Annotated in this window: 25 protein-coding genes; 13 read left to right on the top strand and 12 right to left on the bottom strand. The window is 62.0% G+C overall.

What is annotated here, in order from left to right:
• Positions 1-97: 97 nt before the first annotated feature.
• Positions 98-934: an IclR family transcriptional regulator gene (locus tag ACRC4F_RS12085; RefSeq protein WP_438659514.1), complete on the bottom strand. Its 837-nt coding sequence runs from the start codon at positions 932-934 to the stop codon at positions 98-100.
• Positions 935-1,176: 242 nt separating this feature from the next.
• Between ACRC4F_RS12085 and ACRC4F_RS12080 the strand changes: the two genes are divergently transcribed.
• The 7 genes from ACRC4F_RS12080 (at position 1,177) to ACRC4F_RS12050 (ending at position 7,848) form a co-directional block, all read left to right on the top strand.
• The gene (locus ACRC4F_RS12080) at positions 1,177-2,196 is read left to right on the top strand and encodes an ABC transporter ATP-binding protein (protein WP_438659513.1); all 1,020 of its coding nucleotides are present in this window, start codon (positions 1,177-1,179) and stop codon (positions 2,194-2,196) included.
• Positions 2,193-3,062 carry an ABC transporter permease gene (locus tag ACRC4F_RS12075; RefSeq protein WP_010458758.1) on the top strand — a complete coding sequence of 290 codons (870 nt, stop codon included), beginning with the start codon at positions 2,193-2,195 and terminating at the stop codon, positions 3,060-3,062. Before ACRC4F_RS12080 ends, ACRC4F_RS12075 begins: the two co-directional genes overlap by 4 nt.
• Before the next feature lie 6 nt (positions 3,063-3,068).
• Positions 3,069-3,863, top strand: coding sequence for an ABC transporter permease (locus ACRC4F_RS12070; RefSeq protein ID WP_077749753.1), 795 nt, complete (start codon positions 3,069-3,071; stop codon positions 3,861-3,863).
• 7 nt (positions 3,864-3,870) lie between these two features.
• Positions 3,871-4,161, top strand: a complete 291-nt coding sequence (locus ACRC4F_RS12065; RefSeq protein ID WP_438659512.1) for a (2Fe-2S)-binding protein — start codon at positions 3,871-3,873, stop codon at positions 4,159-4,161.
• 154 nt (positions 4,162-4,315) lie between these two features.
• Positions 4,316-5,671 (top strand): FAD-dependent oxidoreductase, encoded by a 1,356-nt coding sequence (locus ACRC4F_RS12060; RefSeq protein WP_438659511.1) that lies wholly within the window; start codon positions 4,316-4,318, stop codon positions 5,669-5,671.
• Positions 5,668-6,783 carry an NAD(P)/FAD-dependent oxidoreductase gene (locus tag ACRC4F_RS12055; RefSeq protein WP_438659510.1) on the top strand — a complete coding sequence of 372 codons (1,116 nt, stop codon included), beginning with the start codon at positions 5,668-5,670 and terminating at the stop codon, positions 6,781-6,783. Before ACRC4F_RS12060 ends, ACRC4F_RS12055 begins: the two co-directional genes overlap by 4 nt.
• 18 nt (positions 6,784-6,801) lie before the next feature.
• Complete coding sequence (locus ACRC4F_RS12050; RefSeq protein WP_438659509.1) at positions 6,802-7,848, top strand: ABC transporter substrate-binding protein; 1,047 nt, start codon at positions 6,802-6,804, stop codon at positions 7,846-7,848.
• Positions 7,849-8,034: 186 nt separating this feature from the next.
• Here the strand turns inward: ACRC4F_RS12050 and ACRC4F_RS12045 are convergent, their stop codons facing one another.
• The 7 genes from ACRC4F_RS12045 to ACRC4F_RS12015 form a co-directional block, all read right to left on the bottom strand.
• The gene (locus ACRC4F_RS12045) at positions 8,035-8,997 is read right to left on the bottom strand and encodes a Csu type fimbrial protein (protein ID WP_438659508.1); all 963 of its coding nucleotides are present in this window, start codon (positions 8,995-8,997) and stop codon (positions 8,035-8,037) included.
• Complete coding sequence (locus ACRC4F_RS12040) at positions 8,994-11,351, bottom strand: fimbria/pilus outer membrane usher protein (RefSeq protein ID WP_438659507.1); 2,358 nt, start codon at positions 11,349-11,351, stop codon at positions 8,994-8,996. Before ACRC4F_RS12040 ends, ACRC4F_RS12045 begins: the two co-directional genes overlap by 4 nt.
• A 110-nt stretch (positions 11,352-11,461) precedes the next feature.
• Positions 11,462-12,250: a fimbrial biogenesis chaperone gene (locus ACRC4F_RS12035; protein ID WP_438659506.1), complete on the bottom strand. Its 789-nt coding sequence runs from the start codon at positions 12,248-12,250 to the stop codon at positions 11,462-11,464.
• Positions 12,251-12,278: 28 nt separating this feature from the next.
• Complete coding sequence (locus ACRC4F_RS12030; RefSeq protein WP_438659505.1) at positions 12,279-12,782, bottom strand: Csu type fimbrial protein; 504 nt, start codon at positions 12,780-12,782, stop codon at positions 12,279-12,281.
• 4 nt (positions 12,783-12,786) lie between these two features.
• Complete coding sequence (locus ACRC4F_RS12025; protein WP_438659504.1) at positions 12,787-13,323, bottom strand: Csu type fimbrial protein; 537 nt, start codon at positions 13,321-13,323, stop codon at positions 12,787-12,789.
• 19 nt (positions 13,324-13,342) lie between these two features.
• Complete coding sequence (locus tag ACRC4F_RS12020) at positions 13,343-13,876, bottom strand: Csu type fimbrial protein (protein ID WP_438659503.1); 534 nt, start codon at positions 13,874-13,876, stop codon at positions 13,343-13,345.
• A 20-nt stretch (positions 13,877-13,896) separates the two neighbouring features.
• Complete coding sequence (locus tag ACRC4F_RS12015; RefSeq protein ID WP_438659516.1) at positions 13,897-14,409, bottom strand: Csu type fimbrial protein; 513 nt, start codon at positions 14,407-14,409, stop codon at positions 13,897-13,899.
• Positions 14,410-14,702: 293 nt separating this feature from the next.
• Here ACRC4F_RS12015 and zapE point away from each other — a divergent pair, with 293 nt between their 5' ends.
• Positions 14,703-15,824: a cell division protein ZapE gene (gene zapE, locus ACRC4F_RS12010; protein WP_438659502.1), complete on the top strand. Its 1,122-nt coding sequence runs from the start codon at positions 14,703-14,705 to the stop codon at positions 15,822-15,824.
• A 196-nt stretch (positions 15,825-16,020) separates the two neighbouring features.
• Positions 16,021-17,334 carry a leucine-rich repeat-containing protein kinase family protein gene (locus tag ACRC4F_RS12005; protein ID WP_438659501.1) on the top strand — a complete coding sequence of 438 codons (1,314 nt, stop codon included), beginning with the start codon at positions 16,021-16,023 and terminating at the stop codon, positions 17,332-17,334.
• A 138-nt stretch (positions 17,335-17,472) separates the two neighbouring features.
• Here ACRC4F_RS12005 and ACRC4F_RS12000 read toward each other — a convergent pair whose 3' ends face one another.
• Entirely contained in the window at positions 17,473-18,180 is a 708-nt protein-coding gene (locus ACRC4F_RS12000; RefSeq protein ID WP_007946909.1) for a YebC/PmpR family DNA-binding transcriptional regulator, read from the bottom strand.
• Between the two features lie 233 nt (positions 18,181-18,413).
• On the opposite strand from ACRC4F_RS12000, the gene ACRC4F_RS11995 reads away from it, so the two are divergent.
• A complete protein-coding gene (locus tag ACRC4F_RS11995) occupies positions 18,414-19,742 on the top strand; it encodes a type VI secretion system Vgr family protein (protein WP_438659500.1) in 1,329 nt (442 codons plus the stop codon).
• Here ACRC4F_RS11995 and ACRC4F_RS11990 read toward each other — a convergent pair whose 3' ends face one another.
• Both ACRC4F_RS11990 and ACRC4F_RS11985 read right to left on the bottom strand, forming a co-directional pair.
• Positions 19,743-21,140, bottom strand: a complete 1,398-nt coding sequence (locus tag ACRC4F_RS11990) for an FAD-dependent oxidoreductase (protein ID WP_438659515.1) — start codon at positions 21,138-21,140, stop codon at positions 19,743-19,745. It abuts the gene before it with no gap.
• Between the two features lie 4 nt (positions 21,141-21,144).
• Complete coding sequence (locus ACRC4F_RS11985) at positions 21,145-22,470, bottom strand: MFS transporter (RefSeq protein WP_438659499.1); 1,326 nt, start codon at positions 22,468-22,470, stop codon at positions 21,145-21,147.
• Between the two features lie 268 nt (positions 22,471-22,738).
• Between ACRC4F_RS11985 and ACRC4F_RS11980 the strand changes: the two genes are divergently transcribed.
• Positions 22,739-23,611: a LysR family transcriptional regulator gene (locus ACRC4F_RS11980; RefSeq protein ID WP_438659498.1), complete on the top strand. Its 873-nt coding sequence runs from the start codon at positions 22,739-22,741 to the stop codon at positions 23,609-23,611.
• A gap of 108 nt (positions 23,612-23,719) precedes the next feature.
• Here ACRC4F_RS11980 and ACRC4F_RS11975 read toward each other — a convergent pair whose 3' ends face one another.
• Positions 23,720-24,583 (bottom strand): LysR substrate-binding domain-containing protein, encoded by an 864-nt coding sequence (locus ACRC4F_RS11975; protein ID WP_438659497.1) that lies wholly within the window; start codon positions 24,581-24,583, stop codon positions 23,720-23,722.
• A 115-nt stretch (positions 24,584-24,698) separates the two neighbouring features.
• Between ACRC4F_RS11975 and ACRC4F_RS11970 the strand changes: the two genes are divergently transcribed.
• Both ACRC4F_RS11970 and phnX read left to right on the top strand, forming a co-directional pair.
• Positions 24,699-25,808, top strand: a complete 1,110-nt coding sequence (locus ACRC4F_RS11970) for a 2-aminoethylphosphonate--pyruvate transaminase (RefSeq protein WP_438659496.1) — start codon at positions 24,699-24,701, stop codon at positions 25,806-25,808.
• Positions 25,809-25,955: 147 nt separating this feature from the next.
• Complete coding sequence (phnX, locus tag ACRC4F_RS11965) at positions 25,956-26,783, top strand: phosphonoacetaldehyde hydrolase (RefSeq protein ID WP_438659495.1); 828 nt, start codon at positions 25,956-25,958, stop codon at positions 26,781-26,783.
• Positions 26,784-26,891 lie beyond the last annotated feature (108 nt).

The following is a 26,891-nucleotide window of genomic DNA, read 5'->3' as shown; positions in this document are numbered from 1 at the left end:
CGAGCCTGCTCGCGATAGCGGCCTGTCAGACAACATTTTTGTTAACTGATAGACCGCTATCGCGAGCAGGCTCGCTCCCACAGGGGGTCGGTGGCCGTCAGCCCTGCCCGAACACTTGCGAAGGCCGGCGCAACAGCGGATCAAACGGATTGATCCGCGGCCCGATCACCGCCGCTTCGCGTTTGAGCATCTCCACCACCGTCGGCAAGCGATCCGGGCCCAGGCGATCACTGACCGTGGCCACGCTCAACGCCGCCACGGCCCGTCCTTCCCGATCCAGAATCGGCACCGCCACACCGGCCATGCCTTGCAGCACGCCAGTGTTGCGCCCGGCATACCCCAGCGCACGCACATTCTCGACCTCCGAACGCAGGAACACTTCGTCGTAGAGGTGAAAATCCTTCAACCGCGGCAAGTTGTAATGGATCACCGTATCGCGCTCCTCTTCCGGCAGAAACGCCAGAATCGCCAGACTGCCCTGCCCTACCCCCAGCGCCACCCGCCCACCGATATCGCCGGTAAAGGTGCGGATCGGAAACGGCCCTTCACTGCGGTCCAGGCAGATCGCATCAAACCCGCTGCGCGCCAGCAAAAACAACGAATCCCCCAGCGAAGCCGATAGCCGCAACAGCGAGGGCCGCACCAACTCGCGCAGGTTTCCGGTGTTGCCGGCCCGCGCCGCCAACGCAAAAAATTCCAGGCTCAAACGGTAGCGTTTACTACGAGCATCCTGCTCGACCATGCCTTCGTCCATGAGACTGCGCAGCAAGCGGTGCGTGGTCGGTTGCGACAGACCGATGCGCTGCGCCAGTTGGGTCACACGCTCACCGCCTTCAACCGTGTCGCCGAGACTTCGCAGCACGGCAAACAGCCTGGAGACAGCGCCGACACCGACTTCATTTTTGTTTTCATTCCGCTCAATGGAATCAGACATGGGATTTCTCGACAATAAATTTACTCACTGAATGAAACTAAAAATAGTCATCGCTTCAGTGAAATAGGCCATTGAGCCCATCCTAGTCTTCGTCCTACTCTGCGTCCAGACAGGGGCGATTCGAACAACAGCGGCAGCCGACAGAAGTCGAGCGCCAACGCTCCCCGCAACACTTTCGTATCTGCCCATACAAAAAAGCGCGCCTTCGGGCGACGCATAACAATCTCAGGTGGAGCGCAGTTATGGCTTTTGTGCAACTTGAAGGACTCGGCAAACGTTACGGCGAAATCGACGCCGTCGTCGCCACCAACCTCTCGGTCGAGAAAGGCGAATTCGTGTCCCTGCTCGGCCCCTCCGGCTGCGGCAAAACCACCACCCTGCAAATGATCGCCGGCTTTGTCGAAGTCAGCAGCGGACGCATCTTGCTCGATGGTCGCGACATCACCCACGCCAAACCCGCCAGCCGTGGTTTGGGCGTGGTGTTCCAGAGTTACGCGCTGTTTCCGCACATGACCGTCAAGGACAACGTCGCCTTCGGCTTGCGGATGCGCAAAGTGCCCGCCACCGAGTTGCAGCAGCGCGTGGATCGGGTGCTGAAACTGGTGCGTCTGAATCAGCACGCCGAGCGTTACCCGCGAGAACTCTCCGGCGGCCAGCGCCAGCGTGTCGCACTGGCTCGAGCCCTGGTGATCGAGCCGCCGGTGCTGCTGCTCGATGAGCCGCTGTCCAACCTCGACGCCAACCTGCGCGAAGAGATGCAATTCGAGATCCGCCGCATCCAGCGTGAAGTCGGGATCACCACGCTGATGGTCACCCACGATCAGTCCGAGGCGTTGTCTATCAGCGACCGCGTGGTGGTGATGCAGGCCGGGCGCATCACCCAGATCGACGCGCCCTACACCCTGTACGAACACCCGCGCACCGAGTTCATTTCCGGGTTCGTCGGCAAAGCCAATTTGCTGCCCGGTGAACGTGATGACGCGGGCATCATTCAAGTCCGCAGTGGCGGTGAACTCACTCTGAGCTTGCGCCCGGAAAAAATCGATCTGCGGGACAAAGGCCAGGGCCGTCTGCAAGGCAAGATCGTCAGCCGCTTCTTCCTCGGCAGTCAATGGTTGTACGGCGTATCGACGACCTTGGGCGAACTCAGCGTGGTGCGCCGCAACGACGGTTCAGCACCGCTGAGCGAAGGCACGGCGGTGGGCCTGGATTGGGACGCGACGTTGCTGCGGGTGCTGACTGTCGACGAGGTGCCGGCATGAGTACGCTTGCTGCCATTCGCCAAGGACGCCAGGGTTACTGGCTGTCGGCACCGGCCCTGGCGTTGTACCTCGGGCTGCTGATCATTCCGCTGCTGCTGACCCTGGTGCTGTCGTTCAACGTCTTCGACTACAGCTCGGGGATCAACGGCGACGCCTTTACCCTCGATCACTACAGCAGCTTGCTGGGCGATCCCTACTTCTACGAAATCTTCCTGCGCACGATGTGGATCAGCGCCCTGACCACCCTGCTCTGCGTGGTGATCGGCGTGCCCGAGGCCTACATCCTCAGCCGCATGGGCGCGCCATGGCGTTCGATTTTCCTGATTCTGATCCTCACGCCGCTGTTGATTTCGGTGGTGGTGCGCGCCTTCGGCTGGAGCCTGCTGCTCGGTGCCGACGGGCTGGTCAACCAGACCCTGCAAGCCTTCGGCGGCTCGCCGATGAAGTTGCTGTACACGCCGTTCGCGGTGGTGATTGCGCTGGTCCACGTGATGCTGCCGTTCATGATCATTCCGGTCTGGACCTCGCTGCAGAAACTCGACCCCGCCGCTGAACAGGCCGCGCTGTCGCTGGGTGCCAGCCACTTCACCGTGATGCGCCAAGTGGTGCTGCCGCAGATCATGCCCGGTGTGCTGTCAGGCACGTTGATCGTGTTCGGCCTCGCCGCCAGTTCGTTCGCCATTCCCGGTCTGCTCGGCGGGCGTCGCCTGAAAATGGTCGCGACGCTGATCTATGACCAATACCTGTCGGAGCTCAACTGGCCGATGGGCGCGGCCATCGCGGTCGCGCTGCTGTTGCTCAACCTGCTGATCATGCTGTCGTGGAACCGGATGATCGAAGGCCGCTACAAGAAGTCATTGGGATAACTCGTCATGTCCAAGAACGGTCCTTTCGCCCTGCTGTTCCACGCCCTGGTGGTGCTGTTCATGCTCGCGCCGCTGGTGGTGGTGTGCCTCGTGGCCTTCACCCCGGAAAACACCCTGAGCCTGCCGACCACGGAGTTTTCCCTGCGCTGGTTCCGCGCGGTGTTCGAGCGTGCCGACTTTGTCGATGCGTTCTACAACAGCCTGATTCTGGCGTTCTGCGCGGCCAGTATCGCGACGCTGATTGCGGTGCCGGCGGCGCTGGCAATCACCCGTTTCGAGTTCCCCGGACGGGACTTTCTCAACGGCCTGTTCCTGTCGCCGATCATCATTCCGCACTTGGTGCTGGGTGTGGCGCTGTTGCGGTTGTTTGCGCTGATGGGCGTCAACGGCAGCTTCGCCTGGCTGATCTTCGCCCATGTCTTGGTGATTACCCCGTATGTGCTGCGGTTGGTGTTGGCCTCGGCCATTGGCCTGGATCGCAGCGCCGAACACGCGGCGCAATCACTCGGTGCCGGGCGCTTCACGCTGTTCCGGGAAATCACTTTGCCGATGATTTTGCCGGGGGTCGCCGGTGGCTGGTTGCTGGCGTTCATCAACAGTTTTGACGAGGTCACGTTGTCGATTTTCGTCACCTCGCCGGCCACTCAAACCCTGCCGGTGCGCATGTACGTCTACGCCACCGAATCCATCGACCCGATGATGGCAGCGGTGTCGGCACTGGTGATCGGGCTGACCGCGCTGACGATGATTCTGCTCGATCGGGTGTATGGCCTGGATCGGGTGCTGGTGGGTAAACAATGAGGGCGCCATGGCACTGTTGAAACGATTGGCCGAAGGCGACCGCCCGGCTGTGAACTTTACCCTGGACGGTCAACCGGCCACCGGCCTGCTCGGTGACACGCTGCTGACCGCGGTGCTGACCTGCAGCGAACACCTGCGCGGCAGCGACTTCAGCGCCGAGCCCCGCGCCGGCTTCTGCCTGATGGGCGCCTGCCAGGACTGTTGGGTTCGCCTGGGCGATGGTCGCCGCGTACGCGCCTGCTCGACGCTGCTCGAAGCCGGCCAACACATCAGCCGCGAACCGGGGCGCACGCTATGAACACACATTCCATCTGCAACAACCATATCCCCTGTGGGAGCGAGCCTGCTCGCGATAGCGGTCTGTCTGCCAGCCCATTTGTTGAATGTGTCGCCGCCATCGCGGGCAAGCTCGCTGCCACAGGGGTTCGGCGGTGGTCATGGATGGAGTGGGTATGAAGTCTGTGATCATTATCGGCGCAGGTCCAGCCGGGATTCGTGCGGCGCAGACGTTGGTGGCGCATGGGGTTCGTCCAGTGTTGCTGGATGAAGCGGCGCGCGGTGGCGGGCAGATTTATCGGCGCCAGCCTGAGAACTTCAAGCGCTCGGCGGTCAAGCTGTATGGCTTCGAAGCGGGTAAGGCCAGTGCGCTGCATGAGACCATCGACGCGCTGCGCGAACACCTCGATTACCGTCCCGAAACGCTGGTCTGGAATGCTGAAGACAGTGCGCTGGACACCTTGCATCAGGGCCGTGCCGCGCGACTGGAATTCTCCCGCGTGATCGTCGCCACGGGTGCCACCGACCGAATCCTTCCGGTGTCGGGATGGACGTTACCGGGCGTCTACAGCCTCGGCGCGGCGCAGATCGCGCTCAAATTCCAGGGCTGCGCCATCGGTGAGCGCGTGGTGTTCGCCGGCAGCGGCCCGTTGCTGTACCTGGTGGCGTATCAATACGCCAAGGCCGGCGCGAAGGTGGTGGCGGTGCTCGACAGCTCGCCCTTCAGCGCTCAGGCCCGCGCCCTGCCCGGCCTGCTGTCGCAACCGTCCACGCTGGCCAAAGGCATCTATTACCGCAGCTGGCTGACCGCCCACGGCATCCCGGTGCATCAAGGCGCAAGCCTGAAACGTATCAATGGCGAACAACGTGTGCACTCGCTGAACTGGTCCAACGCAAAAGATGAACAGCAGATCGATTGCGACGCCGTGGCCTTCGCCCATGGCCTGCGCAGTGAAACCCAACTCGCCGATTTGCTCGGCTGTGAATTCGCCTGGAACCCACTCAACCGCGCCTGGCTGCCACAGCGCGACCACACCGGTCGCAGCAGTGTCGCCGAGGTGTATCTGGCCGGTGACGGCGCCGGCATCATGGGCGCCGACGCCGCTGAAATGGCCGGTGAACGCGCGGCTTTGGCGTTGCTCGAAGACATCGGTTACCTGATCCCGCCGCAACGCTCTGACAACCTCGAACACTCGCTGCAACGCATCGGTGAATTCCGCAAAGGACTGGAGCGCGCCTTCGCCTTTCCCGAGCACTGGGCCAGCGGAACCGCCGATGACGTGATCGTCTGCCGCTGCGAAGAAGTGCGCGCTGGCGAGATCCGCCAGGTGGTGCGTGAAGGTCACTGGGAAATCAATCGGGTCAAGGCGCACTGCCGCATTGGCATGGGCCGCTGTCAGGGCCGGATGTGCGGCGCCGCCGCGGCGGAAATCATCGCCTGCGAAAGCCGGCGCCCGGTATCGGAAATCGGTCGATTGCGGGCGCAGTCGCCGATCAAACCGCTGCCGTTTGGCCTGGAGGTCGAGCCATGATCGAAGTCGATGCAGTGATTATTGGCGGCGGCATTGTCGGAGCCTCGGCCGCACTGTTTCTGAGCAAGGCCGGACGGCGCGTTGCGCTGCTGGAGCGCGACTTTTGCGGCTCGCATTCCAGCGGTGTGAATTACGGCGGCGTGCGGCGTCAGGGCCGTCCACTGTCGCAATTGCCGTTATCGCAACGGGCCCACGAGATCTGGGGACAGCTGCCGCAACTGATCGGCATCGACGGCGAGTATCAACGCAGCGGTCATTTGAAACTGGCCCGCAGCCTCAGCGATCTGCACGCCTTGCAGCACTATGCCGTCAGCAGCCAGGGCTTCGGCCTCGATTTGCAGGTGCTCGACCGCCGCGAATTGCGCGCGCGTTTTCCGTGGGTCGGCGACGTCGCGGCGGGCGCGTCGTTTTGCCCGGACGACGGCCACGCCAACCCGCGTCTGGTGTCCCCCGCCTTCGCTCAAACGGCCCGTCGGCACGGCGCGCAGGTCCATGAACAATGTGCGGTGACCGCAGTGGAACACGACGGTCAGCGCTTTCGTATCAGCACTCAAACCGGCCTCGAGTTGCACGCGCCCTGGCTGCTGAACTGCGCCGGGGCCTGGGCCGGAAACCTGGCCGCGCAATTTGGCGAAGCGGTGCCCATGCACGCGGGCCATCCGGCGATGCTGGTGACCGAGCCGTTGCCGCTGGTGATGAACGCCAGCACCGGCGTCGAGGGTGGCGGTATTTATGCGCGTCAGGTTGCGCGCGGCAATTGTGTGTTGGGCGGCGGCCAGGGTTTCGCCCTCGACGATGCGCGCGCCCGTCCCGGCCAACACGCGGTGATCGAGATCCTGCGCCAGGCCGTTGAACTCTACCCGTTTCTTGAAGGCGCCCAGGCCATTCGGACCTGGAGCGGCACCGAAGGTTATCTGCCTGATCGCCAACCGGTGATCGGTCACAGCAGCACCCAGCCCGGTCTGTTGCACGCATTCGGCTTTGCCGGCGCGGGTTTCCAGATCGGCCCGGCGGTGGGCCAGGCGCTCACCGAGATCATCTGCAGCGGCGCCTCCAAGACGTCGCTGGATGCGTTTTCCATCACCCGGTTTCACTCCATCTCCGTTGCTTGATAGAGGAAGGTCGCGCCAATGAATAACGTCAAACGCACTGCACTGCTCGGTTTCTCCTGCCTGACCGCGCTGCTCACGGTCACCCAGGCACAGGCCGAACCCACGCTTTATCTCGGCATGAACGGCGGGACCATGGAACGGCTCTACGCCGACAAGGTGCTGCCGGTGTTCGAGAAAGCCAACAACGTCAAAGTGGTGATCGTGCCGGGGACTTCCGCCGATATCCTGGCCAAGGTCCAGGCCAGCAAAGGCAACCCGCAGATGCACGTGATGTTCCTCGACGACGGCATCATGTACCGCGCCATCGCCATGGGCTTGTGCGACAAACTCGAAGACAGCGCACCGCTGGCGCAGATTCCGGCCAAGGGCCGCATCAAGGATCAAGCGGTGGCGGTCAGCCTTGGCGTGACCGGGCTGGCGTACAACACGCGGCTGTTCAAGGAGAAAGGCTGGGCCCCACCGACCTCGTGGATGGACATGGCCGACCCGCGCTTCAAGGACAAACTGGTGTTCCAGTCGATGGCCTCCTCGACCTTCGGCCTGCACGGTTTCCTGATGTTCAACCGGATTCAGGGCGGCAGCGAAACTGACGTCGAGCCGGGTTTCAAGGCCTGGCCGAACACCGTCGGGCGCAACGTGCTGGAGTACATTCCGAGCTCGGCGAAAATTTCCGAAATGCTCCAGACCGATGAAGCGGCGCTGTTCCCGTTGACCCCGACCCAGGTCACCGCGCTGAAACTCAAAGGCATGCCGGTCGAATATGCGCAGCCCAAGGAAGGCTCCGTGGTGCTCAACGTGGCCGAGTGCGCCATTGCCAACAACACCCAGCCGGAACTGGCGCAGAAACTCGCGGCGTTTTTGCTGACGCCTGAAGCCCAGGCCGCTGCGCTGGAAGATGGCGACCAGATCCCGTCCAACCCGAACACGCCGACCACCGACAAGACCCGCGGACAGGTCGAGGCGATGAAGCAGTACCTGACCACCGCGATTGCCATTGACTGGGATCAGGTCAACGAACAGCGCCCGGCGTGGAATGCGCGGTGGAATCGCAGTATCGAGCGGTAGTCACTGACCCACCAAAATCTGCCGAACACCACAACCCTGTGGCGAGGGAGCTTGCTCCCGCTCGACTGCGAAGCAGTCGCCAAACCATTCACCTCGGTGTTTCAGATGAACCGTGGTGAATGGTTTTGGGGCTGCTTCGCAGCCCAGCGGGAGCAAGCTCCCTCGCCACAGGTATGGGCCCATCGCTCAAAACCCGACATCAAGGATCACACTGTCCAGATAGGTCCCGGCCGGTGGTGTGGTCTGGTCGGTGTAGATTTTTGCGTTGTAGTTAAACACCTGGCTGCCCGTCCCCAGGCCATTGCCAGGATTCACCTCCGCATCGGAACTGGCCCGCCGCGCGCTGCCTACACTGCCCCAGCGAGTGGTGCCGGCACTTTTGAAAATGTCGTAGGCCAGGTAACTGGCCCCGGAGATCATCCGCCGACGCCCGCCGACCCCAGCCGCATGCTGGCCGTCGTCCAACCCCACGGTGTAAGCGCTGCCCTTGGTGCAGGCCAGGTTGATGGTCTGGCCGGTGACAGCGGTGAAGGCGCTGACCACCGGCGCACTGCCGAAACTGATGTTCGGCGCGGTGATGGTGCAGTCGTTGGCCACCGTCAGGTTGACGGTTAACGTCGCGGTGCCACTGCCGATGTCACGCCCCAGGCAGATGCTGCCGGCACCGATGCCAGCGCAATAATTCCAGTTCCAGAAAATACTCAGGGTCTCGCTGTAGACGCCCGCCGCCACGTTGCTGCCAATGGTCGTTCGTAAATAAACCGGCGCGGTTTTCGGTATCACGCTGCCCAGCAGGCCGAGAGCATCGATGATGCCATTGCGGGCAAAATCGAAGGCCACGGCGCGATTGATCGGATAGCTGGTGCTGTTGTCGGCGTACAACGTATAGCCGATCACGTCCCCGGTGGGCCCGAGCAAGCCGGATTGAGTCGACGAAACGGTGGCGTAGAAGTGGTCATTGTTGGTCAGTAATGACAGCAGTGAGCCGGTGCAACTCAACCCCGCATTGGGGGTGGAACTGGTTTGCGCCGTGGTGCGCACCGCAATCGAACTCTGGGAACCAAACCCCGCCGCCGTGGTGCTGACCACGGAGCACAGCGCCCAGGCGCACCCCGGCAGCCACAGCGCCAACAACATCAGCCATTTCATTGGCACACCAACGGACCGATCAGCGGAATCTGCTCCTGATTCAAGTCCACGGCGAACTGCACCTGACAGGTCTTTCCATCCGCCAGGGTCACCCGCACGCTGTTTTGCTTTTGCAGGTTTTCGAGGTACACCAGACCGTCCCAGCCGACCACGGTTTGTGTGCCGCTCTGCTCGTGCACAACGTTGCTGCCCAAGGGCAATTCCTGTTGCTGCGCATCCACCAGCACGATGCTCGCCGCGATCACCTTGGTTAATGGAAACTCCAGCAAATAACCGCTTCCCCGGCGTACCGCGATCCGCTGCTCGACATTAGGGCTGCGTACATTGGCCGGCAAATTCAGCGGATCGATTTCGTATTTGCCACGGTAATAGGCGCTGCTCCAAGGCACCAGCAGGTGGCCGTTGCGATCCGTCTGACCGACCTGCTGGTTTTCGTAGCGTACGGGAATGCCCGCGTAACCCTCGGTGCTGACCACCACAAAAGCATCGTCAATGCGGTTGGCCGCGAAGACTTGACGGTCCATCCAGACCAGCGAGCCACTGGCATCGGCCCAACGGGTTTCGGCGTCGCTGTTGCCATAGACACCCGCCTGCAACTGCACCGATTGCAGGCGCCAGGTCAGGTCGGCCTGACGATAATCCGGGCCGTCGCCATGGGCGTAACCGAGGTTGAAGCCCACCCCGCCTTCGGTGGGTACCGCGCGGCTGTAGTTGACCCGCTGCTGGTTTTGCCCGGTCTTGCTGCGTTCGCTGCTGATGGCCAGGCTGCCGCGCAGATCGAAAGGGATCACCAGTTGCGCCTGCACCGCCCAGTTGCTGTCGCCAATTTCGCGGTTGGCTGACAGGTAGAAACTGCTGTTGCGCCACAAGGGTTTGCTCCAGGTCAGGTTCAGCAGCCGGGTGCGCGAATCGTCCGCCGCACGCACGTCGAAATAACCGACGCCGAGGCTGCCCCAGGTGTCGAGGTTGAGGCTCAGGGTCGCCTGTTCGCTGCGAGTGCTCAGGGTGGTGTAAGGACTGTCGACCACGGTCAGGTCGGCGTACTGATCGCGACGTTGCAATCGTTGCCAGGAGATGCTGTAGCGCTGACTGCTGTACTGATAGCCGAGGCTCAGTTGCTGACCGCTTTCGCCGTCGAAACGGCTTTGGCTGAGCGCGGTATTGAGCACCCCGAAATTGCCCAGTCGCAGGTTGCCGCCCACGCCACCGAGGCTCAGGGAATCCGAGGCTTCGGCATGGCTTTCCAAGGTGAGGTTATCGCTCAAGCCGTAACGCAAGCTGCCGGACGTGACACCGGGTCCGTAGCTGAAATCGCGGATGCCGTAGTCCCGGCGCAAGGTGCCCGCCGCCACGGAAAAATCGCTCAAGCCTTTTTGCAGCAAGCTGCTGGTGACGTAGAACGGCACCGTGGTCGAGACCTGTCGACCCAGCGCATCCGTCGTCACCACGACCGCTTCACCGGCGCCGTTGATGAACGGGATGTTGGTCAGTGTGTAGGGCCCGGGTTGCAGCTCGGCGCTGCTGGATTTGTAGCCGTTGATGAACAGGTCCACCGAAGACGGCACGGCCGCTTCCCCGGCAAACTGCGGCAAGGGATAGGTCACCAGGTCCGGGCGCACGCCGAAGTCGCGGGACACTTGCACCCCGCCCAGGCGCACCGAACTGCTCCAGGCCAACGCACCACTGACCAGGTCGCCGGCCTCATAGGTCAGCAATCGCTCGTCATCGGAGTAACGCCAGGTGGTGTCGTAGCGCAGGTAACCGTTGTTCAGTGTGCTGACCGCACTCCCCGACAATGTGCGGCGGTACTGCCCGGTGCTGGACAGCGTGCCCCAGCTGTCGAACAGCCGCACTTCGTTCCACGCCGCAAGGTAAGTACCGGCGTCATCGGTGTCGTTGAGGTACAGGTCGTAGTTGAGCAAGGCACCGAAACTGCTCAAGGCCGGGGTTCGCGGATAGGCTTGGCGGTTGCCGACGAACTGCTCCGGCAGCCAGTCCGGCGGCACTTCCAGCAGCAGGCGTTGAGCGCCACTGTCGTACTCGCTGTGCAGGCCCGGGACGCTGTCGAGGTCGACTTCGGTGCCGGTGTTTTCGGGCAGCTTGATCCCGGTGTCGCGCATCGCGCTGGCCGCAAGAAAGAAGCGTCCGCCCCGCTGCTCCACCGCCACGACTCGTCCGGTATTCATCTGATTGACCACCAATTCCAGAAACAACTGTGCATCGGCCACAGCCTCCATGCTACTGGGCGGGGGCGGCAGATCACCGGCCCCGGCTTGAGGGGCGAACACCAGCCAGTACGCGCAGCCCGCTGCCCACAACGGCCGCTGGAAACTGCGAGCCAGGCCTTGGCTCATTCGCGCATTAGGTCCGTCTATGGACTGATTCCTCCATGTCACCACTCACACAATCCCTGTAGCAGCTGCCGAACTGTGGCGAGGGGATTTAGCGGCTACAGGGATCGTGATTAACGTGCCGGGGTGATGCTCTGTACCTGCGGCGCGCCATTGACTCGCACCTGCAACGCCGGACTGGCGGCCATCGGTCCCGGTGCCGGCCAGCGCATGATTGCGCCGGGCAGCACGTAACCCAACAGGCCTTCCACCAGCGGTTGGGTCTGGCTGCCTTGCTTAAGCGCGACGTCGGTCAGCCGCGCATGCACCGCGCCCTGATTGCGCACTTCGACATAGGGCCGCCCCTCCACCGACACCGTGCGCCAGCTCAGATCCGGCAAGCCGACACCTTTTGGATCACGTTGGCGGGTGGTGTCTTCCTTGCTCCAGAGCCCGGCACCATAGGCGAACAACGGCACCGAATAACGCATCTGAAAACGAATCGCCGCAGCGGTCTTGCCGTCTTCGGATGCGGGGGTTTTAGCCGAGGGGATTTCATCGATGATGATGCGGTAAGCCAGTTCCTGCCCCGGTGGAATCTCCCGGGTGCGGGTCAGGCGCACCAGTTGTTTCTGGCCGGGTTCAATCTTCGCCACGGGCGGACTGCCGATTACATCGCGCTGATTCTGATACTGATCGTTGAAGCCGCTCTGGCTCCAGGCGAACACCCGGATCTGCAGGTTGGCGGTCTCATTGCCACGGTTTTCCAGCCACAGGGCACTGGCCTGTTGATCGGCCTCCAGCACCGGGTCGATCGGCCAGATCAGCACCGAACTGGCGGCCTGCACCTTGACCGCCCCCAGCCACACCATCGCCAACACCGCACAACGCATGATCGAATGCCGCTGCGAAGGTGAACTCATAGGCCTGCTCCTTATTCAAAGCGACGCATTACCACGACAGCTGCACCTGCAGCACATCGCTGTACGTCCCCCCAGGCTGATTGCCCGGTAATTGCACCCGTCCATAAATCGGCAGGCTGATGTTATTGGCATCGGCGTAGGCCACGGCGACACGCTGGCCAATCCCCAGGCTCTGGCTGAACGCCGCATCGCGAAACAGCTGGTATGCCACCCGATTACTACCGGTCGTGAGCTGCATATGTCGCCCGCTGCTGTTGTACTGGCCGCCGTCGACACTCATGTTCATCGTCACCCCCGGTGTGCATTGCAACTGCACGCCGGCGCTCAACGCCACCTGCACCGTGCCGGTCGCCAGGGCTGACTGGCTGCCAAAGTCGAGGCTGCCGTAATTCGATACGCCGCCCACCACCAGGCACCCGGCGGTAATCGTGGCGCTGACCTGAAAACTCTGGCTGGTCACCGCCGCCAGCGGCATCGGCAAGCTCCCTGCACACAACAGGAACAGCGCCGCATAACGTTGTTTTTCGGCCATCGATCTAGAACGTCAGTTCGACGGCAACGGTGTCGGTGTAGGTGCCGGCCGGCAGCCCGGCCTTGCCCACGGCCTTACCGTAGAGGTTCACGGTCTGCGCCACACCGGTGCTGGTCGCGAGGTTGATCACCCCGTCGATGGCCAGAATCTGCGAATGGCCAGAGTCGGTGTACAGGTCATACGGCACGTAGTTGCCACTGCCGTCTGCCAGGGCTCGGGTGCCGCCGGTAGACAGGCCGTCATGGGCACCCGCCCGGACTTTCACCGCCGGCGTGGTGCCGCTGGAACACAGAATCGACAATGCCCCGCCACCGCCGCCCAGCACTTGCGCATTGGCGGTGGTGAACAGGCTGTTTTCGGTGCCGAAATTCAATGCCCCGAAGTTCAGGCCACTGGAACCACCGGCGCCGTTGACCTGACAACTGTTGGTCAGGATCAGGCTGGAGGTGATCTGGCCGGTGACCGTGGTGGCGGCATGGGCGCCGGACGCCAGCGCCAGGCCGAGCAATGACAAACCTATCCTTGATACAAGCATGTGCATGGTGTCCGTCCTCTTCGGGTTACCAATCCAGCGTCACTGTCAGGGTGTCGGTATAGACCCCGCTCGGTAACGCACGGGTATTCGCCACCACCGAGCCAAATACCGGAATCGGTATCCGGGCCCCGCTGGTGACGGCGAAATTGTGTTGTTGGCCGATGCTGTAGCGCCGGTTCCCGGCTGCATCGAGGAACAACTGATAAGGGATCGTCTGGCTGCCATTGCTCAGGCGTCGAGTCAGGCCGTCGCCATGGGTGCCGCCATCGATGGTGACGGTGAATCCGGTGACCGAAGGGTTGCAGACGACGTTCAGCCTGCCGTTACCGCCGTCGCCCAGGCTGGCATTGATCGGACGATTCCAGGTCGGGCCTTGCTGGCCGAAATCCAGCGTGCCGAAATCACTTGCCGGACTGCCAGCGTCGGCACCGTTGGTGACTTCACAACCGGAGGTAATGGTCAGGCGCGCATGAATCTGCCCGCTGACCGCGGCTTGCGCGTCGTCGGCCAGCAGAACCGCCAAGCTCGCGGCGATAAACATCCAGTGCCTGTGTGTCATGGCGCCAACCCCACTCCTCGTTACCAGGTGACCGTCACTTTCACCACGTCTGAATAGCGGCTGACACGGGGAATCTCCGCCAGCCGTTCGATACGGGCAAACAAGGGCAAATCCACTGAACCTGAATCCGGTACTCGACCACTCACCGGGACATTCACCGCCAACGGGATCAACCGTGCGGGGTCCTGGTAGAGCCGATAAGGGATGGGCTTGCTGCCGGCGGAACCCGCCATGTAGCGCACGTCACCGACGCCACCGTGCAGGCCGCCGTCGACGCGTAATTGATAAGGGGTGTCGGGGTTGCATTCGAGCCGTGGCAGTCGCTCACTCATCAGCGCTGCGCCCAGCGGTCCGGCCGGGTCATCCAGCCGCGCGGTGCTGCCGAAGTCGAGCACCCCCAGTTGCTCGATTCCTGCGCGGTGTCGCTGCCCGACCACCTGGCAACCACGCTGCACATCGATGCGCACGTGGACCTGAAGTTCGGCGGCGAACACTTGCGCGCTGAGCGCTACTCCTGTAATTGCCACTACCATAATTCCTTTCACGGCCCCATTCCTTGTGTGGGGTGGCTTCTAGACATCAGGGTAGCAATGGACCCGAATTTTGCCAGCCGATGATCGTCACTCCCCCTCTGAAAGTGGCGTTTTTTACCGTGTTCTGGCTGAAAAACACCGATATAACAGACTAAAAAGCTCTACAACCCGCAGAATTCTGTTGAGATATGGCCGTCGTTGGTCGGCAGTGCTGGAAGGCAAATCCAGCCTTTGGTTACACTATGCCGCCGCAGTTCGGGCAGCCTGCCTGACGATTACGGGGTGACACCACAGTGGCCGTTCGACCGCCCAACCGCTCGCGACTCACACCGCGCTGGCCGACGCTTCGCCGCTTGTTCGGCAAGGCTTCGGCAGCGTCAGCCAGCGCGTCTGGTCGAATGATCCACGATTACTTCCGTCACCACGCTCACGCCCAGGGCTACACCCTCAGTCACAGCCAGCAGCGCGTGATCGACTGCATGGCGCAGCACGCCTCGGCGCTGACGGGCACATCGGCAAAAACCCGTCCTGGCCTTTACTTGCATGGTGCGGTCGGTCGCGGCAAGAGCTGGTTGCTCGACGGGTTTTTCCAGGCCATCCCGATCGCGGAAAAACAGCGCCTGCACTTCCATCAGTTCTTTGCCCGGCTGCACCAGGGCATGTTCACTCACCGTGATCAGCCCGATGCGCTGGCCGTCACCCTCAATGAGTTGCTGAGCGACTGCCGCGTGTTGTGTTTCGACGAGTTCCACGTCCACGACATCGGCGATGCAATGCTCATCTCGCGGCTGTTCAAGGCGTTGTTCCAACGGGGCATCCTGTTGCTGGTGACTTCCAATTATCCGCCGGAAGGTTTATTGCCCAACCCGCTTTATCACGCGCGTTTCAAACCGGTGATCGACTTGATCCATGCGCGCATGCAGGTCATGGAAGTCGGCGGCCCCCATGACTACCGCAGCCAGATGAGAACACACGCGCATCAGGTGTTTACCCAGGGACGGTACGTCTGGCCCGGCACCGTGGCGCAACGTCAGGCGTTGAACCTGCCGGAACGTGGCGCCCCGGCGCTGCAACTGCCGGTCGGCGCACGGCACCTTCAAGCGCGACGCTGTGAAGAGCGCACAATAGGATTCACCTTTGGCGATCTGTGCGAACACCCCACTGCCGTCATGGATTACCTGGAGCTGTGCCGGCGTTTCGATCACTGGATCATCGACGGGCTGCCCGACCTGGCAGAGTGCTCAATGGCGGCGCAGCAGCGTTTCATCAATCTGATCGACGTTTTGTACGATCAGGACAAGCACCTGACGTTGCTCGGCGAGCAGTCGTTGCGTGAAAGCCTGGGTGGCGATGCGATTGACTTTGCGCGTACCCGCAGTCGGTTAGGGCAGTTGGTGGAAGTCAGGGAGCCGTAGTTTTTGTGTTGCAGCACAGGCCTCATCGCGAGCAGGCTCGCTCCCACATTAGTTCGTGCCCGCCCGGGTAACTCGGTCAACGGTAGGAGCGTGCCTGCTCGCGATGGCGGCCTCACAGGCGACACACCTTTGCCGCTATCATGTCGCCCATTTCCGGCCCCCGCGCCTCCCCCTCGATCAAAAGCGAACCCGCCCCATGGATACACTCGCCCAACTGCGCGCCGGTCAACTGACAGGCATCACCCGTCTGGACCTGGCCTGCGGCCTGACCGAGTTCCCGCGAGAAATCTTCGACCTGGCGGACTCGCTGGAAGTGCTCAACCTCAGCGGCAACGCCTTGAGCAGCCTGCCGGATGACCTGTACCGCCTGACCCGTTTGCGCGTGCTGTTTTGCTCGGACAACCAGTTCACCGAACTGCCCGCGTGCCTCGGCCAATGCACCGCGCTGACGATGATCGGCTTCAAGGCCAATGCCATCGAGAAGGTCCCCGCCGCAGCACTGCCGCCGCTGTTGCGCTGGTTGATCCTGACTGATAACCGCCTGCGTGAACTGCCCGCCGAATTGGGTCAACGCCCACACCTGCAAAAACTCATGCTCGCCGGCAATTGCTTGCAGCGCCTGCCCGACAGCCTGCGTCATTGCCATCGACTCGAACTGATCCGCATCGCCGCCAATCAACTGACCGAGCTGCCCGAGTGGCTGCTGACCCTGCCGAGCCTGACCTGGCTGGCCTACGCCGGCAACCCGCTGGAAACCGAAGCCGATACGGCGGCCATGGATGCCACGGCGAGCATTGCGTGGTCCGAGCTGCGCCTTGAGCACAAACTGGGCGAAGGCGCTTCGGGGGTAATTTATCGGGCGATGTGGGAACGAGCGGACCAACCGGCCACACCGGTCGCGGTCAAACTGTACAAGGGCGAAATGACCAGCGATGGTTCACCGCTGCACGAAATGAACGCCTGCATCACCGCCGGCATTCATCCTAATCTGATCCGGGTCGAAGGCCGGATCGTCGGGCATCCCGAGCAGCAGGCCGGGCTGGTGATGCAACTGATCGATCCGGATTATCGCAACCTCGCCGGGTTGCCGAGCCTGACGTCCTGCACCCGTGACGTTTATGCCGATGACACCCGGTTCAGTGCTGCAGTCGCGCTGCGCATCGCCCGCGGTATCGCCTCGGTGGCCGAGCATTTGCACCGCCAAGGCATTACTCACGGCGATCTTTATGGCCACAACATCATGTGGAACGAACACGGTGAGTGCCTGTTGGGGGACTTCGGTGCGGCGTCTTTCCATGCGACGTCCGACAGCCTTGAAAGCCAGGCGCTGCAACGGATCGAAGTGCGGGCGTTCGGGGTGTTGCTGGGGGAACTGCTGGTGCGGATTGATTCGGGGTTGAGTGACGAAAAGCGCTTGCAGCTGGAGGAATTGCAACGGCGTTGCTGTCAGCCGGATGTACTGGCGCGGCCGGGGTTTAGTGAGATTTTGGGATTACTTGATATCCAGTGACCGCTGCGCGGTCAATCGCGAGCAGGCTCGCTCCCACAGGAGACCGAGCTCTTTCTGACAGAACTCGATCAAAATGTGGGAGCGAGCCTGCTCGCGATGGCGGCCTGTCAGACAACAAAGCCGTCAATGCTGGAATGCTTAACCGGCCAAACCAACAAACATATCCTGCACATCATCATGGTTATCGAGGCCTTCCAGGAACGCCTCGACTTCAGCCATCTGCTCGTCGCTCAAACCGGTCACCGGGTTTTTCGGCTGGTAACCCAACTTGGCCGACAACACGGTAAAACCCTGCTCAGGCAGCGCTTTCTGAACGGCGTCCAGGTCCGCAGGTTCGGTCAGGAACAGGGTCGTGCCCTCTTCTTCTCCGGGCTCGAAATCCTGGGCTCCGGCTTCGATCGCGGCCATTTCCGGATCGGCGTCAGGGCTGTCCGGGGACGCCTCGATCATGCCCACATGGTTGAAGTCCCACGCCACCGAACCGGAAGCGCCCAGTTGGCCCTTGCGGAAGGCCACGCGGATTTCAGCAACGGTACGGTTGATGTTGTCGGTCACGCATTCAACGATCAGCGGCACCTGGTGCGGAGCGAAGCCTTCGTAGGTCACGCGATGGTATTGCACGGTTTCGCCCAACAGGCCCGCGCCTTTCTTGATCGCGCGATCCAGGGTTTCCTTGGGCATCGAGGCTTTCTTGGCCTGCTCGACCACCAGGCGCAGGTGTGCGTTGGTGGCAGTATCGGCGCCGTTGCGCGCAGCAATGGTGATTTCTTTCACCAGTTTGCCGAAGATCTTGCCCTTGGCGTTAGATGCCGCTTCTTTGTGTTTAACCTTCCACTGTGCGCCCATTACTCACTCTCTTGATCTGTGGCGCCGAGACATCTATTGGCCGACGCATGGCGCCAAGTTTATACGGCCTAAAGTTGGCAATCGACCAAAAATTCCACCCGGTTCACTGGCATGACGAATCGACATATTCACCGCTGCTTGTAGGGCGATTCTGAAACGTCGATTTGCGGTGACTATAAAGGGCTGTGGTTTCGTACCCTCTGCGCCCATATCCCATGGCAGAAGCGCGTTCGATGCACAACGACAAGGAAAGTCCCTACACCCTGACCCTCCTGGACAGTGGATTGAGTTTGCAAGTGCTGCAGTTCAGTGGCCGGGAAAGTCTCAACCAGCCCTATCGTTTCGAGATCGAAGTGATCGGTCTGGCACCGGCCATGAACCTCGACCAGTTGCTGCAGCAACCAGCGTTTCTGAGCCTGGGGGACGACACCGGCATTCATGGCCTCTTGCACAGCGCCAGTCGTGAGTATCGTGGCCCGCATCGGGTCGGTTACCACCTGGTATTGGTGCCCTGGCTGCTACACCTTGACCACCACCCTTGCCGTCGGGTCTTTCATCAACTCGGCGTGCCCGCCATCCTGCGCCAGTTGCTCGCAGAAAATGCGATCCCTGAAGACAGCTACCGCTTTGAACTGCCGAACGGGCGCTATCCCATGCGACCGTTTTGCATTCAGTTTGATGAGACCGACCTGGCGTTCCTGCAACGGCTCTGCGAAGAGGAAGGCATCCACTATCACTTCGAACATCAGCACAACGGCCACGTGCTGGTGCTGGCGGATGACAGCCTGAGTTTCCCCCAGGAGCCGCTGCTGATGCCCTTTTACGATGAATCACCCCATCGCCCCAACGCGCCGGTGATCTGTGAATTGTTCCAGCGTCACGCCGCGCCTCCACTCACCGCATCGCCTGCGCCACAACAACTGGAACGTGAGCAATCGAGTCGTCGTTCACTCGAGCGCCTGCGCTGCCGGCATCGGCAGGTACAGGGGCAAAGCAATAATCGTGATTTGCGCAGTGGATGCATCGTGCAAGTGTCGGAACATCCCATCCCGAACTTCAACGACCAGTGGCTGCTGACCGAGATCCGGCATCAGGGCCAACAGCCGTCGATTCTCGCCGAGGACACCTTCGACATGCCCCGCCGTTACAGCAATCAGTTCAGCGCCATTCCATGGTCCACAGTGTTCCGGCCCGCGCTCACGCAGGCCAGGCCGAGCATTCCCGGCTATCAGGCGGCGCGAGTGCTGGGCCCGGTCGGGCTGCCGGCGGTGCTGGATGCACAAGGGCGGATAGAGGTGCGGTTGTGGCCCACCGCGCAGACCAATGACGGTCAATCCTCCGGCCTCTGGCTACCCTTGGCCCTTGCCTCGCCGGACGGGCGGGTCGATCCGTCCTGGCTGCCGCTCGCCGGCACCGACGTGCTGATCAGTTTTCTCGACAGCGACCCGGATCGCCCGGTGCTGTGTGTTGCTTCGAGCAACCCGCCAGCGCCTCGACTCGGCCGACCGCCACGCGGCGATGGCCGTCTGCTGCTCGATTGGCTGGTCAACCGTCAGGACTGATCAGCCTTTGTCAGCCTTGCCCGCTGCCGCCGCAAACTTCGCCAGACGCACATCCAGATGCCGCGGCCGGCGCCCGTGATCCTCGGCGCGCTCCTTGCGGCGGATGGCGTTGCGCACCATCAGCGAGCCAAGGTAACGAATCGGTTCCGGCGGAAAGAAGCCTAACGGTCCATTCACCAGCGGCGAACGGGTCCAGGCATTGTCCAGCCCCTGCACCATCGAGGCGAGGATCTGCCCGCCCATGTGGCACGGGCCGACACCGCTGCCGGAATAGCCGAAACCGTAAAACACGTTACCGCTGGCACTCATCTGGCCGAAGAACGGCAAACCGGTCACCGAACGGTCCGAAGGGCCGTTCCAGGTCGCGTCGATCTTGACCTCGGCAAACGCCGGGAAGAACTCGTTCAGGCTGTGTTTCAACAAACCGGCACAGGGTGACGGTTGATCGAACACCGGCAACATTCGCCCGCCGTAGGCAAAGGTGTTACCACCCTTGCCGAGCATGATCCGACCGTCCGGGGTGTTGTGGTAGTAGTGCACGAAAATCCGCGAATCGAGCACCGTGACGCCGCTGGTCAAACCAATTTCATTGAGCAGGTCGGGCCGGGGCTCGGTGATCAGCATGTCGCTGGAAACGATCGCCACGCTGCGCTCGAACTGTGGAAACGCGCGGGCCATCCAGGCGTTCATGGCCAACACAACCCAGTCGGCGCGAATGATGCCGTTGGGGGTTTGAATCCCCGCAGGCCGGCCCTCCTCCAGGCCGGTCATCGCCGTGTTTTCATGAATCCTCACGCCCAGTTGCAAGGCAACCCGGCGCAAACCGCGCACCAGTTTGCCCGGCTGTACACTCGCGGCGGCCGGCGAAAACCAGCCTTCGAGATGCTTGCTGGAACCGGCCATGCGTTGCACATCGGCGACCGGCCGTTGCGTGAAAGAATTGATGCCGTTGCGTTCCAGCGCCGCAATCACCGCATCGGTCGAGCCGCATTGCGCGCGGTTGGTGGCGGTGTAAAGCGTGCCATCGAAGCGGTAATCGGCCTCCACGCCATACTGTTCGCAGAAGGTCCCGATCGCGTAAATACTGCGCTCCGATTCCTTGACCAGTCGCACCGCTTCCTCGACACCGAACAACCTTTCCAGCGTGAAATACTTGGCCGACCAGGACAGCGCACAGCCACCGTTTCGCCCACTGGCGCCGGCCCCGCAGATGTCCGCTTCGATCAGCAGCACATCCAGCTCGGGGTTCTGCTCCTTGAGCATGATTACGGTCCATAAGCCGGTGTAGCCACCGCCGACGATGCACACGTCGGCGCGGGTGTTGCGAGCCAACGGTTCGCACGGCGCGCAGGACTCGGCCTCCAGCGCCTGTTCCAGCCAGAAAGGTCTCATCGGTATTTCCTCAGGTACGCAGGGGTTTGACGCTCATCGGCCGGTTTGGCACGAACGCATTGTCGGCGCGCAGACTGGCCGGGCGACTGTTCCAGTAAGGGATCAGCACCAGCGCAGAGAACAAAGCGCAGCCGGAGAAGATAATGAACACGGTGACCGAGTCGAAGTAGCCTGGCAGCAAGCCGCCGAGAATCGCCCCGACCGAGCCGCAACCGTTGACGAAGCCCGCCGACGTTGCGCCGGCCTTGGCCGTGCCGAAGTCGATGGCGGCGGCGCCACTGATCATCGAGTCCGGTCCGTAGAGGGTCAGGCCCATGACGAACAACAGCGCCACCACTAACGTCACACTGCCGGTGTGCAGCGCCCCCATGAACAGCGCAAGGGCCACGGTCAGGGCCAACAGGCTGAGCACACAGGCCGGCATGCGTCGGGCGCCGAACAGTTTGTCCGAAGCCAGCCCGAGCAGGATCGGCCCGAGCAACCCGGCCAGCTCGAACGCCGTCGGGATAATCGCCGCACCGACCTTGCCCACCGCCGGCATCTGCTCGAAAACAATCACCGGGCCCCACAGCAGAATCGCGTAGCGCGCCGGTTTCAACAGGAAATACGCGAGCCCGAGAATCAGCACCGTGCGGTTGCGCAGGATTTCCTTCAGGGGTTCCAAGACACTGATTTTGCTTTGAGCGTGCGCTTCTTCGGCGGTCAGCTCCGGCTCGGGCTCCACCGCCGGCAAGCCCACGTCTTGCGGTTTATTGCGTTGAAAAATGAAAAACAGCACGGCGACCAGCCCAACCACCGCCGCACTGGAAATGAACGCCGCGTGCCAGCTGCCGATGAGCGTATACGCCCACCAGCCCGCAAACGGCGAGGCCACCAGTCCGCCAAAGGCGTAGCACGAACTCCACAGCCCCAGCACCCTTCCGCGCTGCTCGGCGGGGAAAAAGCTGCCGATGTTCTTGCACAGCCCCGACCATCCGGTGGACTGCGCCAGGCCCTGAATCAGCATGCAGGTGGCGAAGATCGGCAACGTCGCGAAACTGCCCATCACCAGGGCAGCGGCCGCCGAAATCAGCAGCCCGCCGAGCACCACGACACGTGGGCCGAAGCGATCGGCGAGGATGCCCCAGGTGAATTGACCGAAGGCGTAGGCGGTCAAGTAGATGGCGTCGAGGTTGGCCATGGCCATTTTGTCGAGCATGAAGGTCGGGTCTTCGCCGATCCCCAGTTTCGCTACGGAAAACGCTTTGCGGGTGAAGTAGAAAGCGGCGTAGGCGAGCCAGGTGATCGCGAAGATCTGCACGCGCCAGCGCTTGATGGTGCCGATGGAATTGTTCATTGTGGTTCTGACCTCAGGGTGTGAGTGTGCCGGCAGAAATTGGGAAATAACGCCTGTTTTTTTATTGTTGAGCACTTCGATACCGCTGCTTCCCTGAGGCGATACCGGTCAGATGAGGCCTGCAACTGCACGCACAGGCTCATGGCCACCGACGCTGTTCGACTGACCAGTCACCGGGGCTGAGGCCGATAAAAACAATTACTGATTAATAAGTGAAATCGATTTATCGTATTTCCAATATAAGCTCAGCTTGTTACTGGAGGTTTCGATGTCGGTTTCCCACGCCCAGCTCAAAGCCTTCCACGCCGTGGCCGTTCACGGAAGCTTCACCAAAGCCGCCGAGCGGCTTTTTCTCACGCAACCAGCGATTTCCGATCAGGTGCGAAAGCTCGAAGAGCGCTTCGGGGTGTTGCTGTTTCACCGCAACAAACGCTCGGTGCGCCTGACGGATCTGGGCGAGCGTTTGTTGAGCATTACCCAGCGGCTGTTCGTCATCGAGGCCGAGGCCCAGGAGCTCTTGCACGACTCCCGGGCCTTGCAGACCGGCACCCTGATTCTCGCGGTGGATGCGCCGGTGCACGTGCTGCCGCAGATTGCCCGGTTCTGTGAACGCTACCCCGGCATCAGCGTGAAGATCGAAACCGGCAACACCGACGAATCGCTGTTTCGCCTGTTCAACTATCAGGCCGACCTGGCATTGCTCGGCCGCGAGGTGAGTGATGAGCGGCTGATCTCGCTGCCGCTGCGCAATGACCCGATGGTGGCCTTCGTGTCGCGCAATCACCCGTGGGCAGATCGCGAATCGATTTGCCTGGCGGATCTGCACGACACGCCGCTGGTGCTGCGGGAAATCGGTTCGGTGACGCGCCAGACACTGGAAGAGGAAATGGCCGGGGCCGGGTTTCGTATTCGCCCGGCGATTCAGGTTGAAGGTCGGGAAGCGGCGCGTGAGGCCGTGGTCGTGGGCATCGGCGTGGGCGTGGTGTCCGCCGCCGAGTTTGGCGCGGATTCGCGGGTATGTGCGTTGCCGATAACCGATTGCACACGGCGATTGACGGAGACGCTGGTGTGCTTGCGCGAGCAGAGTTCGCGGCGGGTGGTGGCGACGTTTCTCGACATGGTTCGCGAGAGTCTTGTTTAGGCCTTTCTGGCCCAATCGCGAGCAGGCTCGCTCCCACAATGACCGCGTTCCTCCAAACGACTCGGTCAAATGTGGGAGCGAGCCTGCTCGCGATGGCCGCGCCGCAGCCTACCTGACGGGCGCCAACTCAAAAAACGCCCGAATCAAACGCAAATCCCGCCGCCGTTCCATGCACCCGATCATGTGCCGGTTAACCAACCCTTCACCCACAATCGGCACCGCCGCCACCCGCGGGTCGTGGCTGATCTCCACCGACGACACCACCCCAACGCCCAACTCCGCCGCCACCGCTTCGGTCACCGCCTCACGGCTGTCGAGCTCCAGCAACACCCTGGGATTGACCGACGCCATCGCGCACGCCTCATCGAAAGTCCGTCGGGTAATTGAACTCGGTTCACGCAACACCATGATCACCTGATCCAGCTCCTTGAGCTTCACGCCCTTGGACGCCTTCGCCCAGGGATGACTTTCAGGCACCAACGCGCAAATCCGTGATTCGCTCAACGCTCGCAGGTGCAGGCCTTTGCGCGGCTCGACTTCAGTCAGCACCGCCACGTCGGCATGCTCGGACAGCAACGCCGCCAGGGTTTCCTGAGCATTGCCCAAGCGCAGATTCACGGTGATCCCCGGATACCGCGCGCGCAAACTGGCGAGCATCGGCATCACCATGTGCGGCCCGTCCGCCGCCACTTCCAGGCGCCCGGTCAGCAACTGTCGATTCGCTTCCAGCAGCACCTGCGCTTCTTCGGCCAGGCCGAACATCGCCCGGGTGATCGCGGCCAGTTTGGTGCCCTCCTCCGTCAGCTCAACCCGTCGCGCGGTGCGGCGCAGCAAGGTGATCTGGTAATGCTCCTCCAGAGACTTGATGTGCCCGGTGACCGCCGGCTGGCTGATGAACAGACGCTCGGCTGCGCGGGTGAAGCTGCCTTCACGGGCCACGGCGTCAAAGGCTCGAAGCTGGAACAGGTTCATGGATAACTCTCACTGATGGCTGGCATAACAACAAACAATTTGATTGATAGCACCCGAAATTGCAATTTATGCCCCGTAGCTTCATCCCACAGAGAGCTTTCGAGAGGACACAACAATGAGCACTGCCGAGCCAATCCTGCTCACCCCCGGCCCACTGACCACATCGGCCCGCACCCGTCAGGCGATGATGGTCGACTGGGGTTCATGGGATGACCGCTTCAATCAACTGACCGCCAGCCTGTGCGAGCAATTGCTGGCAATCATCAACGGCGGCGACAGCCACTACTGCGTGCCCCTCCAAGGCAGCGGCACCTTCGCCGTCGAAGCGGCGATCGGCACCCTGGTGCCCCGCGACGGCAAAGTGCTGGTGCTGATCAACGGCGCCTACGGCAAACGCCTGGCGAAGATCTGCGAAGTGCTCGGCCGCCCGTTCAGTACCTTTGAAACTGCTGAAGACGAACCGACCACCGCCGCCGACGTCGACCGCCTGCTGCATGCCGACGCGAGCATCACTCATGTCGCGCTGATTCACTGCGAAACCAGCACCGGCATCCTCAACCCGCTGCCGGAGATTGCCCACGTCATCGCGCAACACGGCAAACGCCTGATCATCGACGCCATGAGCTCTTTCGGTGCCCTGCCGGTCGACGCACAACAGGTGCCCTTCGATGCGCTGATCGCCGCCTCGGGCAAATGCCTGGAAGGCGTGCCGGGCATGGGTTTTGTCTTCGCTCGCAAAGACGCGCTGGCCATCGCGGCCGGCAACTCGCACTCCCTGGCGATGGATTTGTACGACCAGCACACCTACATGGCCAAGACCGGCCAATGGCGCTTCACCCCGCCGACCCACGTGGTTGCGGCGCTGCACGAAGCCCTGCTGCAATACAACGAAGAAGGCGGTTTGCCGGCGCGCCATCAGCGCTACGCCAACAATTGCCAGGTGCTGCTCGATGACATGGCCAAACTGGGTTTGCGCAGTTTCCTGCCCGCCGCGATCCAGGCGCCGATCATCGTCACCTTCCACGCGCCGAAGGATCCGCGATACCAGTTCAAGGAATTCTACGAACGCGTCAAGGCCAAGGGTTTCATCCTCTACCCCGGCAAACTGACCCAGGTCGACACCTTCCGCGTCGGCTGCATCGGACACGTCAACCAGGCCGAGATGCACGCGGCCGTGGCGGCGGTCGCCGAAGTGCTGCGCGAGATGGAAGTCCTCGAAATCTGAATCACACCGCATTCCCCCTGTGGGAGCGAGCCTGCTCGCGATGAGGCCCGATCAGCCGACATCGATGTTGAATGACAGTCCGCTATCGCGAGCAGGCTCGCTCCTACAAAAAGCCGATTAGCCAGCCATTACAGGAATTTGATCACCATGAACTACGCAAACCCAACCAAACTCCAGGCCGCCATCCTCGACTGGGCCGGCACCGTGGTCGACTTCGGCTCGTTCGCGCCGACGCAGATTTTTGTCGAGGCCTTCGCCGAGTTCGACGTCCAGGTCTCCATCGAAGAAGCCCGCGGGCCGATGGGCATGGGCAAGTGGGACCATATCCGCACCCTGTGCGATCAACCGGAAGTCGCCGAGCGTTATCGTGCCGTGTTTGGCCGCACGCCGACCGACGATGACGTGACCGCCATCTACAAGCGTTTCATGCCGCTGCAGATCGAGAAAATTGCCGAACATTCGGCGCTGATTCCGGGCGCACTCGACACCATCGCCAACCTGCGTCAACAAGGGATCAAGATCGGCTCCTGCTCCGGTTACCCGAAACAGGTCATGGACAAGGTGGTCGAACTGGCCGCCACCAACGGTTACGTCGCCGATCACGTGGTCGCCACCGACGAAGTGCCGAACGGCCGCCCATGGCCGGCTCAGGCCCTGGCCAACGTGATTGCGCTGGGCATCGACGACGTCGCCGCTTGCGTGAAGATCGATGACACCGTGCCAGGCATTCTCGAAGGTCGCCGCGCCGGCATGTGGACCGTCGCGCTGATCTGCTCCGGCAACGCGCTGGGGCTGGATTACGAAGGCTTCCGCGCCCTCGGCAGCGACCAACTCGACAGTGAACGCAAACGCATTCACGGGATGTTCGAAGGTTCTCGCCCGCACTACATGATCGACACCATCACTGACTTGCCGGAAGTGATCGCCGACATCAACAAGCGTCTGGCCAAGGGTGAAATGCCGCAAAGCAGCTGATCCACCCCAAAGCACCGCGTTCTCTGTAGGAGCGAGGCTTGCCCGCGAAGACGTCTGAACATTCAACAGGGATGTCGGATGGCAGGACGCCTTCGCGGGCAAGCCTCG

This window comes from Pseudomonas sp. (assembly GCF_051660785.1).
GTDB lineage: Bacteria > Pseudomonadota > Gammaproteobacteria > Pseudomonadales > Pseudomonadaceae > Aquipseudomonas.
The sequence above is the reverse complement of the archived record's forward strand: the minus strand, read 5'-3'. Positions and strand labels throughout refer to the sequence as shown.